This is a genomic window from Thiobacillus sp. SCN 63-57 (assembly GCF_001725555.1).
Classification (GTDB): Bacteria; Pseudomonadota; Gammaproteobacteria; order Burkholderiales; family Thiobacillaceae; genus Thiobacillus.
In genome coordinates, this window is the sequence record NZ_MEGP01000036.1 from 21,045 (window position 1) to 31,988 (window position 10,944).

The 10,944-nt window shown below is 60.7% G+C and carries 14 protein-coding genes and 1 tRNA gene; 10 read left to right on the forward strand and 5 right to left on the reverse strand.

The genetic code is table 11. The features are described from left to right. Positions 1-9: 9 nt before the first annotated feature. From hisF to ABT23_RS13250, 8 genes are all read left to right on the forward strand, one after another. Complete coding sequence (hisF, locus tag ABT23_RS13215; protein WP_296636193.1) at positions 10-765, forward strand: imidazole glycerol phosphate synthase subunit HisF; 756 nt, start codon at positions 10-12, stop codon at positions 763-765. Further along, positions 762-1,148 (forward strand): phosphoribosyl-AMP cyclohydrolase, encoded by a 387-nt coding sequence (gene hisI, locus ABT23_RS13220; protein ID WP_296636195.1) that lies wholly within the window; start codon positions 762-764, stop codon positions 1,146-1,148. Before hisF ends, hisI begins: the two co-directional genes overlap by 4 nt. Then, entirely contained in the window at positions 1,145-1,462 is a 318-nt protein-coding gene (locus ABT23_RS13225) for a phosphoribosyl-ATP diphosphatase (RefSeq protein WP_018508752.1), read from the forward strand. Before hisI ends, ABT23_RS13225 begins: the two co-directional genes overlap by 4 nt. Beyond that, complete coding sequence (locus ABT23_RS13230) at positions 1,455-1,793, forward strand: histidine triad nucleotide-binding protein (protein WP_296636198.1); 339 nt, start codon at positions 1,455-1,457, stop codon at positions 1,791-1,793. The genes ABT23_RS13225 and ABT23_RS13230 overlap by 8 nt, the downstream gene beginning before the upstream one ends. A gap of 18 nt (positions 1,794-1,811) precedes the next feature. Continuing rightward, positions 1,812-2,024 (forward strand): Sec-independent protein translocase subunit TatA, encoded by a 213-nt coding sequence (gene tatA / locus ABT23_RS13235; RefSeq protein WP_296636201.1) that lies wholly within the window; start codon positions 1,812-1,814, stop codon positions 2,022-2,024. A gap of 79 nt (positions 2,025-2,103) precedes the next feature. Beyond that, on the forward strand, positions 2,104-2,589 hold the full coding sequence (gene tatB / locus ABT23_RS13240; RefSeq protein ID WP_296636203.1) for a Sec-independent protein translocase protein TatB: 486 nt from the start codon (positions 2,104-2,106) through the stop codon (positions 2,587-2,589). Continuing rightward, complete coding sequence (gene tatC / locus ABT23_RS13245) at positions 2,586-3,404, forward strand: twin-arginine translocase subunit TatC (RefSeq protein WP_296636206.1); 819 nt, start codon at positions 2,586-2,588, stop codon at positions 3,402-3,404. The genes tatB and tatC overlap by 4 nt, the downstream gene beginning before the upstream one ends. A 149-nt stretch (positions 3,405-3,553) precedes the next feature. Next, positions 3,554-4,756 carry an ammonium transporter gene (locus tag ABT23_RS13250; RefSeq protein WP_296636209.1) on the forward strand — a complete coding sequence of 401 codons (1,203 nt, stop codon included), beginning with the start codon at positions 3,554-3,556 and terminating at the stop codon, positions 4,754-4,756. Between the two features lie 5 nt (positions 4,757-4,761). Here the strand turns inward: ABT23_RS13250 and ABT23_RS13255 are convergent, their stop codons facing one another. The 5 genes from ABT23_RS13255 to hpnC are packed head-to-tail and all read right to left on the reverse strand — an operon-like array spanning position 4,762 to position 9,694. After that, complete coding sequence (locus ABT23_RS13255; protein WP_296636211.1) at positions 4,762-6,006, reverse strand: serine/threonine-protein kinase; 1,245 nt, start codon at positions 6,004-6,006, stop codon at positions 4,762-4,764. A 13-nt stretch (positions 6,007-6,019) separates the two neighbouring features. Next, positions 6,020-6,763, reverse strand: coding sequence for an SDR family NAD(P)-dependent oxidoreductase (locus ABT23_RS13260; RefSeq protein ID WP_296636214.1), 744 nt, complete (start codon positions 6,761-6,763; stop codon positions 6,020-6,022). Then, positions 6,760-8,037, reverse strand: coding sequence for a hydroxysqualene dehydroxylase HpnE (gene hpnE / locus ABT23_RS13265; protein ID WP_296636217.1), 1,278 nt, complete (start codon positions 8,035-8,037; stop codon positions 6,760-6,762). Before hpnE ends, ABT23_RS13260 begins: the two co-directional genes overlap by 4 nt. Next, the gene (hpnD, locus tag ABT23_RS13270) at positions 8,034-8,879 is read right to left on the reverse strand and encodes a presqualene diphosphate synthase HpnD (protein WP_296636226.1); all 846 of its coding nucleotides are present in this window, start codon (positions 8,877-8,879) and stop codon (positions 8,034-8,036) included. Before hpnD ends, hpnE begins: the two co-directional genes overlap by 4 nt. Before the next feature lie 2 nt (positions 8,880-8,881). Continuing rightward, positions 8,882-9,694 (reverse strand): squalene synthase HpnC, encoded by an 813-nt coding sequence (gene hpnC, locus ABT23_RS13275; protein ID WP_296636221.1) that lies wholly within the window; start codon positions 9,692-9,694, stop codon positions 8,882-8,884. Between the two features lie 109 nt (positions 9,695-9,803). On the opposite strand from hpnC, the gene ABT23_RS13280 reads away from it, so the two are divergent. Both ABT23_RS13280 and tig read left to right on the forward strand, forming a co-directional pair. Further along, a tRNA-Leu gene (locus ABT23_RS13280) sits at positions 9,804-9,888 on the forward strand. A 49-nt stretch (positions 9,889-9,937) separates the two neighbouring features. Continuing rightward, on the forward strand, positions 9,938-10,944 hold a 1,007-nt coding region (gene tig / locus ABT23_RS13285), incomplete at its 3' end, for a trigger factor (RefSeq protein WP_296636224.1).

Below are 10,944 nucleotides of genomic sequence, written 5' to 3' on the forward strand. Positions count from 1 at the left end.
AGGATAACCATGCTGGCAAAGCGCATCATCCCCTGTCTCGACGTCACCAACGGCCGCGTGGTCAAGGGCGTCAATTTCGTCGAACTGAAGGATGCCGGGGACCCCGTCGAAATCGCGCGTCGCTACAACGAAGCGGGCGCCGACGAGTTGACCTTTCTCGACATCACCGCATCGTCCGACAATCGTGACCTGATCCTCCACATCATCGAAGCCGTGGCTTCGGAGGTGTTCATTCCGTTGACGGTCGGCGGCGGCGTGCGTGTGGTCGGGGATGTCCAGCGTCTGCTCAATGCCGGCGCGGACAAGGTCAGCATCAATACCTCTGCGGTCACCAATCCGCAACTGGTAAAGGATGCGGCCGATCGTTATGGCAGCCAGTGCATCGTGGTGGCGATCGACGCCAAGCGAGCCGGTGATCACTGGGAGGTTTTCACCCACGGCGGCCGTACGGCAACCGGGCTGGATGCGGTCGAGTGGGCGAAAAAAATGGAAAATCTGGGTGCTGGCGAACTGCTGCTCACCTCGATGGATCGCGACGGTACCAAAAGCGGTTTCGACCTGGAACTGACCCGAGCGATTTCCGACGCGGTCGACATTCCCATCATCGCGAGCGGGGGGGTCGGCACGCTGCAACATCTCGTCGACGGGGTGAAGGAGGGCCGGGCCGATGCGGTGCTGGCGGCGAGCATCTTCCACTTCGGCGAATACGGGGTAGATGAGGCGAAGCGCTACATGAAACAGCACGGAATCGAGGTGCGCCTGTGAGCGACTGGCTCGATGCCGTCAAATGGGATGCGCATGGGCTCGTCCCGGCGATCGCTCAGGATGCCGCCAGTGGAGAAATCCTCATGGTGGCGTGGATGAACCGCGAGGCTCTCGAAGAAACGGCACGCACGTTGCGCGGGGTGTACTGGTCGCGCTCGCGCAACAAACTGTGGCGCAAGGGCGAAGAATCCGGCCATGTGCAGAACGTCAGTGAAATCCGCCTCGATTGCGACAATGATGTGGTGTTGCTCAAAATCGAACAACTGGGCGGCATCGCCTGTCATACCGGGCGCCGCTCGTGTTTTTTCCAGAAGCTGGACAATGGCCACTGGGTGACGACTGCCCCGGTGCTGAAGAATCCCGACGAGATCTACCGCAAATGAGCGATATCCTCGACCGCCTGGCCGATACGCTGGAAGCGCGCAAGCAGGCGTCGCCCGACAGTTCCTACGTTGCCAAACTCTACGCCAAGGGTACGGATGCCATCCTGAAGAAAATCGGCGAGGAAGCGACCGAGACTGTGATGGCGGCGAAAGACGGCCAGGCCGAAAAGATCATCTACGAAGTCGCCGATTTGTGGTTTCATACCCTGGTGCTGCTGGCATACAAGGGATTGAAGCCGGCGGATGTGCTGAATGAACTGGCGCGCCGAGAAGGCTTGTCCGGGCTGACCGAAAAAGCGAATCGACATGAGTGACTGCATTTTCTGCAAAATCGCGGCCGGACAATTGCCAAGCGGGAAAGTCTATGAAGACGACGATGTCCTGGCTTTCCATGACATCCATCCGTTTGCACGGGTACATTTCCTGATCATTCCGAAAGCGCACGTCGCGACGCTGTCCGACTGCTTGCCCGAGCATCAGGCACTTTTGGGGAAGATGTTGTTGCTGGCGCCGCGCCTGGCCAAGGAACAGGGGCTCGACACGGGCTTCAAGACACTGATCAACACCGGCCGCGGCGGTGGCCAGGAAGTGTTCCACATCCATGTTCACGTATTTGGCGGGGGTGATCCCGTCAGGAAAAGTTAAATTTAAAGGAGACATTCCATGGGCGGCTTTAGCATTTGGCACTGGTTGATCGTTTTGGTAATCGTGCTGCTGATTTTTGGTACCAAGAAACTGCGTAATATCGGCAGCGATCTGGGAGGGGCGGTCAAAGGGTTCAAGGAAGGGATGAAGGAAGATGCACCCAAATTGAGCGACAAGGATGAGACCGGACATACCATCGATGCCGAAGTGAAAGACAAGCATCATTCCTGAGTGTGTGGCATGGCTAGGATCGGGCAACCCATCGCACCGATCTTTTCCTGCCCCGGAATCCTGACCCACAACACTTTCTATGTTCGATATCGGATTCTCTGAGCTCGTCGTCATCGGCGTGGTTGCGCTGATCGTCATCGGCCCGGAGCGGCTGCCCAAGGTCGCGCGTACGGCAGGGCACCTGTACGGTCGCTTGCAGCGTTATGTGTCGTCGGTCAAATCGGATATTGGCCGCGAGATCCAGCTTGATGAGCTTCGCCGTGCCGGCCAGAGTTTCAAGGAATCGGTCGAGTCGGCCGCGTCGGGCGTCGAACAGCAGGCCACGGTGGTCGACGATTTCCTGCGCAAGGAAGCGAACAACGTCACCCAGGCTGTGACGGAGAGCGTGGCCAGTGTGAAATCCGCCATCGTTGCGGAGCCTGCCTCGCAGCCACAGAGCGAAACCGAGCACGCGCTGCAGCAGAGCCTGCCGCTGGATGAGCCAGACCAGAATACCGGACGCGCAGCGCCGGCTTCGGCTGGGACGGCATCGGCATCCAGCGAAAACGCGGGTAAATCTGCATGAGCGATACCGAAGACACCTTTATCGCGCATCTCATCGAAATGCGGGACCGGCTGCTGCGCGCGGTGCTTGCTGTCGTGATCATCTTTATCTGCCTCTTCCCGTGGGCACAGGATATCTATGCGCTTCTCGCGCGTCCGCTTCTGGCGGCGCTGCCCAAAGGTGGGCAGATGATTGCCACCGAAATCACTACGCCGTTTTTTGTGCCGATGAAGGTCACCATGATGGCCGCCTTCCTGCTGGCCTTGCCGTGGGTGTTCTACCAGGCCTGGGCGTTCGTGGCGCCCGGGCTGTACCAACACGAAAAACGCATCGGCGTCCCGTTGGTGATAGCCAGCGTCATTCTGTTCTTGACGGGTATGGCGTTCGCCTATTTTCTGGTGTTTCCGCTCGTGTTCCATTTCATTGTCAGCGTCACCCCTACTGGCGTGGCGGTGATGACCGATATTGGCAAATACCTCGATTTCGTGCTGACCATGTTCTTGGCCTTTGGCATCACGTTCGAGGTCCCCATTGCAGTGGTGCTGCTGGTCAAGATGGGCATGGTCTCGGTTGCCAAACTGCGCGAAATCCGACCGTATGTCATTGTCGGAGCGTTTGTCATCGGGGCGATCTTTACTCCACCGGATGTCATTTCGCAATTCATGCTGGCGACGCCCCTGTGGATACTCTATGAACTGGGAATCATCGTCGCGGCCATGATCAGCAAGCCCAAGCCCGAATCGGATTATTCGCCCATGTCCGATTCCGATATGGATGACGAATTCGATCGCATCGAAGCAGGGCAGGTTGATCCGGCATCTCGCAAGCAGGATTGATGCACTGTTAAAGTGCCGTATATTCTATTTGGCACTATTTTGGTGCTTGTATATTGCACTGTCGATGCCTATATCCTTATAAATCAATTGTTTGTCAGATAGGAACGCAGCTTGCTTATTCCAGCCGGCATTCAATCGGGAGCCGGTGCATGGAAGCATTGAAAACAGGCAGTGACGTGTTGTTCGTATTGCTGGGCGGCATCATGGTGCTGGCCATGCATGCTGGGTTTGCCTTTCTGGAACTTGGCACGGTGCGCAAGAAGAATCAGGTCAATGCGCTGGTCAAGATCCTCACCGATTTCTCGGTGTCCACCATCGCCTATTTTTTCATCGGCTACAGCATCGCCTACGGCATCAGTTTTTTTTCCAGTGCCGAGGTGCTGTCGGCCAAGAACGGCTACGACCTGGTCAAGTTCTTTTTCCTGCTGACCTTTGCGGCAGCCATTCCGGCCATCGTGTCGGGGGGCATTGCCGAACGCGCGCGTTTCAGCCCGCAACTGGCGGCCACCTTCGCGCTGGTCGGGTTGGTCTATCCGTTCTATGAGGGCATTGTCTGGAACGGCAACTACGGCATCCAGGACTGGCTGGCGGCGAGCGTCGGCGCCAAGTTCCATGACTTCGCCGGGTCGGTGGTGGTGCATGCAGTGGGCGGCTGGATCGCCTTGCCGGCAGTGCTGTTGCTGGGCGCGCGACGCGGGCGCTATACCAAGGATGGAATGATCTCCGCGCATCCGCCGTCCAATATCCCGTTTCTGGCGCTCGGGGCATGGATACTGACCGTAGGCTGGTTTGGGTTCAATGTGATGTCGGCACAACTGATCGAGGCCGTGTCGGGTCTGGTGGCGGTGAACTCGCTGATGGCGATGGTGGGCGGCACACTGACCGCCCTGGTGCTGGGCCGCAACGATCCGGGTTTCATCCATAACGGACCGCTGGCCGGTCTGGTGGCAGTGTGCGCGGGCTCGGACCTGATGCATCCGCTTGGCGCCCTGGCAACCGGCGCGATCGCAGGGGCGTTGTTCGTGTGGATGTTCATGGTGACCCAGAACAAGTGGAAGATCGATGACGTGCTCGGCGTATGGCCTTTGCATGGGTTGTGCGGAGCATGGGGCGGGATCGCGGCCGGCATTTTCGGTACCAAGGCACTGGGCGGTCTGGGCGGCGTCAGCCTGACGGCGCAGTTGATCGGCACGCTGGGTGGCGTGACTGTCGCCGCGCTTGGCAGCCTGGTGGTGTATGGTTTGCTGAAGCGATTCGTGGGCTTGAGGCTGGATCCGGAGGCCGAGTTCAATGGGGCCGACCTCAGCATCCATAAAGTGTCGGCCACGGCGGAACGCGAGACCAACTGGTAAGCGGCCTAGTTTTTCTGCAGTCGCTTCAGGTAGCGACGGCGCTCGGCGCGTAGCTGTTCGAGTTGACGATCGACCTGGACCACATCGGGATGTTGGTTGGTGTACTTCAGCAGGAGCACCGTGCGCTTGATGCGCAGTTCAACCAGTTTCTTGTCTAGACCCGCGAGATAGGCGTCCGACTCAGGGGGCGGCGAGTCTGCCGTCTCATCGGACTCGGGCGGCGGTTGGTCTGTCGTGGTGTCCTCGGTTGCGGGCGAGACCGCCTGCGGTGCGGGTTGCTGGGACACCTGCGGAGGCGTCGCCAGGAAGTGTTCGATCACGATGATCCCGAGCCCGATCAGTAGGAAAACGCCAAGAGGTACGCCAAATGCAAGTACCCGCAACAGGCGTGACACCCGGTTGGCAGACGGTACCGGCATGGGGGCGGTGGCCGGAGGCGATGCCAATGCCAATGACAATGCATGGAAGGCGCTGACCAGCGTGCGGGCATCCGGTCGGGCTTCCGGCTTTTTGTTCAGCATGTGGGCGAGCAAGCTGGCTAGGCCGGTCGGAATCCCGGGGCGCAGGGTCGTGGCAGGTACCGGCGTTTCGTTGATGACCCGATAGACGATCGTGGGCAGGCTGTCGCCATCGAAGGCATAGCGCCCTGTCAGCATTTCGTACAGGACTGCGCCCAGCGAAAAAATATCGGAACGCCCATCCACTTCCCGTCCCATCGCCTGTTCCGGCGACATGTAGCGTGGCGAGCCCAGCATTTGCCCGGCCTGGGTGTGATCGCTGTTGACGAGATGGGCGATGCCGAAATCGGTCAATTTGATATGCCCGCGTTTTCCGGTCACGACGACGTTGGCGGGCTTGATGTCACGATGGATAACGCCATGCTCGTGTGCGAATGCCATGGCTTCAGCCATCTGCATGGCGGTGTCGAGCGCCAGGTCCAGCGGCATCGGCCCCTTGTCCATGAGATCGCGTAGCGTTCTGCCATGCAGGTATTCCATGGCGATATAGGCAAGCCCGTCGGCCTCGCCCACGTCGTAGATGGTCACGATATTGGGGTGGGACAGGCGGCCGGCGCTCTGTGCTTCGCGCAAAAAACGCGACTCGGCGTCGGCGCCTTCCTGTTGCAACTGGGCAATAGGCACTGTCTTGATGGCAACCGTTCGCTCGATCAGCGGGTCGCGTGCCCGGTAGACTGTGCCCATCGCGCCTTGGCCGATTTCATCGAGGATTTCGTAACGGCCGATTTTCATCACAACAGGAAAATCAGGTCTGGCATTCCACGATCTGTCCGCGCACTGCGCGGCCGTCTTCACCCATCAGGTACAGATACCAGGGCATCAGATCGTCGACGCTGGGAAGGGTTTCGGGTGCAAGCCCGGGGTGAGTGCGTGCGCGCAAGGTCGTCGCCACCTGGCCGGGTATGAGGGTATTGATGCGCAGGTTTTCGTCCGCACTGAGTTCGTCGGCCCAGATGTGGGTCAGCGTTTCCAGGCCTGATTTCGCGACGGCATAGCCGCCCCAGTAGGCGCGGGGATGGTGGCCATGGGTTTCGCCGGTGAATATGACCGATGCATCCGGCGCCTGCTGGAGCAGCGGCAGGCAGGCGCGGGTGAGCGCGAAAGGCGCGATCAGGTTGACCCGCATCAGGGCCTGCCATTGCTCTAGCGTTTGCAGGTGCAGGGGGGAGAGATTGTAGAACTGGTGGGCACTGTGGAGCAGGCCGTCGAGTCGCTGCAGATGATGCGTGATGGTGCCGGCGAGCGTTTCCAGGCTGCGGTCGTCGGCGACCGCAAGATCGTAGGGAAACATGGCGGGCTCGGGTCCGCCGGCGGCGACGATTTCGTCGTATACGGCTTCGAGTTTGGTTTCATCGCGTGCGAGCAGGGCGACGGTGGCGCCATGGCGCGCAAACGCCAGGCTGGCGGCGCGGCCGAGGCCGGAACTTGCGCCGGTGACGAGGATGACGCGGTCTGCGAGAAGATCGGGGCGAGGGAGATAGTCTTTCATAGCTGTTCGAGTAATGCGCCGGCCGATTGTACTCCGCTCTGTGTTGCGCTTTCGAGCGTGGCTGGGTACGGCCCGGCAGTGTAATCGCCCGCCAGAAAAATGCGCGGGTGCGGGGTGTGGACGGGTGGGCGTGCCAATTCGGGCACGCAACTATAGGTTGCCTGTTTTTCGATGATGCGTTTGCGCCAGCGCGTAGGCCCGGGCTGGACGATCCGGCGCAACTGCGCTTCTGCCTGATCCAACCAATCAGCGGGCAGATTCGTGGCAGCGCTGGCCACGAACGCCAGCAAACCGGCCTGACCATGGCTCTGGCCGCGATCGAACACAAACTGCGCCGGTCCGTTGGCCAGGGCGAACAGCGGACTGGGCAATCGAAAAGCCGGGTCGTATTGCATATAGGCAGTGGCAATGGGTTGATATTCGTACCCTGCCACGGTATGGCCGAGCGGTCCTAGTGCCGGCACTTGCTTCGCCAAGGCAGGGAGATGTTGCGGCGCGACAGCCAGGATGACGTGGCTGAAGACGGCCATGTCGCCATGGTTGCCCAAGGCGATGGCGTTCGGTGTGGCGTCGAGCGTGGTCACACGATGGCCCAGACGGATGTCGCCACCGAGCTCGACCACCCGTGCGGCGGCCGGGGCGGGCAGCAGTGCTGTCAAATCGCGGCGCGGCAGTATCAGGTCGCTATGCTGGGTGCGTCCGCCGAATGCGGCGCGGACCACGCTGCGGAAAATCCGTGCGTCGGCCAGCTCGGGCGGGGTGTTGAGCGCGGACACGCACAAGGGGTGCCACAGCGCATTGCGTAATTTTTCTGGCTGCGTGCGGGTGAGTTGGCTGACAGTCAACTCCCCCGGCGTTGCCGTGTCGCGCAGCATGGTGTGTGCCCAGTGCGCGGCAGCCAGTTTCTCGCGCCAATTCAATCCGCGGGCACTGAGCAGCCCTGCCAGCAAATGCAGCGGGGCAGGCAGGCGCGGGCAAGTGAGACTGAACGCCGGCGGCTGTTCCAGGGTGAGCGGCAGACGCCACAGTGGTGTGGCAGGATGCAGGCGTTCAATCAGTTGCAGCGATTGTTCGTACGCACCGAGCAGGATGTGCTGGCCGTTGTCGAGCGGCTGACCTTCGAGTTCGACCGCACGTGCGCGGCCCCCGAGCGTACGGCTGGCTTCGTACAGCGTGACCGCCACGCCGGCCTCGGCCAGCGTCAATGCGGCCGAGCAGCCTGCCCAGCCGCCACCCACGACCGCGACACGGGGTTGGTCCAATTCAGTTGTCACGGAAACAGCCAGGTCTTGCTGGCAAGCCACAGTTTGCGTAATGGCGTGAGCGAGACGCGCGCGTGCAAGACCGGGAATCCGGATTGCCGGATTTCGCTGAGCAGGGTGCGGTAGATTGCCGCCATGACCAGCCCGGGACGCTGCGCATGCCGTGCGCCGGGAGGGAGTGCGGCGAACGCACGACCGTAGCAGGCCAGGGCGCGTTCGTACTGGAACTGCATCAGGGTCTGAAATTCGGGCGTGTTGCGTCCGCTCAGCAGATCGGTTTCGTGTACGCCGAAACGTACCAGTTCGTCCTGCGGCAGATAGATGCGTCCGCGCCGCGCGTCTTCACCGACGTCGCGGATGATGTTGGTGAGCTGGAACGCCAGCCCCAACTCGTGGGCGTAGCGGCGGATGTCGCGATCATGTTCGCCGCGCGTGCCGTCGAAGATCGATGCTGCGATTTCGCCGACCACACCGGCAACGCGATAGCAGTAGAGGTTGAGCGACTTGAAATCCGGGTAGCGTGTGTGGTCGAGATCCATCGCCATGCCGTCCACGACTTCCAGCAGCAGGGCCGGCGGGATGGCGCGGCCCTGCGGGGTGTCGAAGAGCGCGCGGGTTGCCGGGTGCTCCGGCGCGCCGTTGGCGAAACGGCCGATCTCGGCGCGCCACCAGTCGAGCTTGGCTTCGGCCACCTGGCGCTCGCGGCATTCGTCCACCACGTCGTCGAGTTCGCGGCACAGCGCGTAGAACGCGGTGATCGCACGCCGCATCTCCGGTTGCAGGAAAACGAAGCTGTAATAGAAACTGGAGCCGCTCGCGGCGGCACGTTCCTGGCAATACTGGTGAACGTCCATATTCAAAACAGCCCACGTCCGAGCATGATGAGCCAGTCCTTTTTGGTCAGTACCGGGCGATTGTGGAACACGCAGCCGGGATCGGCGTGCAATTTGCGCAGGATGGCTTCGCCGCCGCGGATGGTTACCCGCAGTTCCAACCCGATGCGTCCCTTGAGTTGCCGGCCGAGCGGTGCGCCGGCCTGCAGCAACTTGCGCGTACGCTCGATCTGCTTGTGCATCATCATATGCCACAGCCCGCGCGGGTCGCCCTGCGCGATCTGTGCTTCGCTGACGTGGTGCGCGGCCAGTTCGTCCTGTGGCAGGTAGATGCGATCCTTCCGGTAATCAATCGCGATGTCCTGCAGGAAATTGATCAGTTGCAGGCTGCTGCAGATGGCGTCGGAATAGGCCAGGTGGCGCGGGTCGCGATCGCCGTACAGATGCAGCATCAGGCGGCCCACCGGGTTGGCCGAGCGGTGGCAGTAGTCCATGACTTCGCCGAAATTGGCATAGCGCTTTTTTTCAACGTCCTGTGCAAACGCTGACAGCAGGTCGCGGAACGGAGCCAACGGGATGGCATGCATGCGGATGGCTGCGGCCAGAGGGCCGAATACCGGATCGGCGGGTGTCTCGCCTCGCTCGATGCGATTCAGTTCATCATGGTAGGCCGCGAGCTGGCGCAGCCGTTCGGTTGGTGTGGCGGCGCCTTCGTCGGCGATGTCGTCCGCGCTGCGGGCGAACCGGTAGATGGCTTCCACCGGTCGACGCAGCCGTTTGGGCAGCAGCCAGGAGGCAACAGGGAAGTTTTCGTAGTGATCGACCGGCACCGGCAATAAAAAACGGAATGGGAATAATGACTTAGGCAGGATGCCGGGCGGGCTTGGGTGACAGCATCGCTTTGATTATATTACACTTATCGGTTGATAGTTTTGCGGCCGAGCCGCGAGAGTGGCGGAATTGGTAGACGCACTGGATTTAGGTTCCAGCGCCGCAAGGCGTGGGGGTTCGAGTCCCCCCTTTCGCACCACAAGCTTATTGCCCTTCACCCAACCTCAATTCAGCCAGGAAGTATTTTGATGCAAGCAAATCTTGAAGTTCTCGAAGGACTGGTCCGTCGCCTGGACATCAGCGTGCCCATGGGGCAGTTGGAAACCGAGGTGCAAAATCGCCTCAAGCGTCTGGCACGCAGCGTCAAGATGGACGGTTTCCGCCCCGGCAAGGCGCCGTTGAGCGCGGTGGCGCGTCAGCATGGCCCGGGCGTGCGTCAGGAAGTGCTGGGCGAGACCTTGCAGACGCGTTTCGGTGAAGCGGTACAGGCCCATCAACTGAAAATTGCGGGTTATCCCCATTTCGAACCGAAGACGGGGCAGGCCGACACAACGGAAATGACCTTCAGTGCCAGTTTTGAGGTCTATCCTGAAGTGAAGATCGGCGACTTGAGCACCGGCAAGATGAGCAAGCCCGTGGTGAATCTGGCGGACGCCGATGTCGTCAAGACATTGGAAGTCCTGCAAAAGCAGCGCCGTACGTTTGAGTCGGTGGATCGGGCTGCTGCGGAAGGCGATCTGGTCAAGTTCGACTATCAGGGCACGGTCGATGGCGCAGCATTCGAGGGCGGCAAGGGCGACGATTTTGCCGCCGTGATCGGCGAAGGCCGTTTGTTGAAGGATTTCGAACAGAGTCTGACCGGCCTCAAGGCGGGCGACAGCAAGGGCTTCGACGTGACCTTCCCCGCAGAGTATGCTGCCAAGGAGCTTGCGGGCAAGGTGGCGCATTTCGAAGTGCAGGTCAAGGACGTACAGGTACCGGCGTTGCCACCGATTGATGCGGAATTCGCCAAGGCGCTGGGGGTCGAAGACGGAGACGTGGAGAAACTCAAGGCCGAGGTGAAATCCAATCTGGAGCGTGAAGCGAAACGTCGCGTACAGACGAAACTGAAAGAGCAGGCGATGGAGCTGCTGTTGCAGACAAGTACGCTGGATCTGCCGCAGAGCCTGGTGGCCATGGAAACCGAGCGCCTGATGAAAATGACCGAGGCGGATATGCAGTCGCGTGGGGTTCAGACCATGAAGCTCTCTGCAGA

What these genes read in the sequence shown, in the direction of transcription:
- hisF (WP_296636193.1), top strand. Translation starts at nt 10, where the DNA reads ATGCTGGCAAAGCGCATCATCCCCTGTCTCGACGTCACCAACGGCCGC.
- ABT23_RS13225 (WP_018508752.1), top strand. Translation starts at nt 1,145, where the DNA reads ATGAGCGATATCCTCGACCGCCTGGCCGATACGCTGGAAGCGCGCAAG.
- ABT23_RS13230 (WP_296636198.1), top strand. Translation starts at nt 1,455, where the DNA reads ATGAGTGACTGCATTTTCTGCAAAATCGCGGCCGGACAATTGCCAAGC.
- tatA (WP_296636201.1), top strand. Translation starts at nt 1,812, where the DNA reads ATGGGCGGCTTTAGCATTTGGCACTGGTTGATCGTTTTGGTAATCGTG.
- tatB (WP_296636203.1), top strand. Translation starts at nt 2,104, where the DNA reads ATGTTCGATATCGGATTCTCTGAGCTCGTCGTCATCGGCGTGGTTGCG.
- tatC (WP_296636206.1), top strand. Translation starts at nt 2,586, where the DNA reads ATGAGCGATACCGAAGACACCTTTATCGCGCATCTCATCGAAATGCGG.
- ABT23_RS13250 (WP_296636209.1), top strand. Translation starts at nt 3,554, where the DNA reads ATGGAAGCATTGAAAACAGGCAGTGACGTGTTGTTCGTATTGCTGGGC.
- ABT23_RS13255 (WP_296636211.1), bottom strand. Translation starts at nt 6,006, where the DNA reads ATGAAAATCGGCCGTTACGAAATCCTCGATGAAATCGGCCAAGGCGCG.
- ABT23_RS13260 (WP_296636214.1), bottom strand. Translation starts at nt 6,763, where the DNA reads ATGAAAGACTATCTCCCTCGCCCCGATCTTCTCGCAGACCGCGTCATC.
- hpnD (WP_296636226.1), bottom strand. Translation starts at nt 8,879, where the DNA reads ATGGACGTTCACCAGTATTGCCAGGAACGTGCCGCCGCGAGCGGCTCC.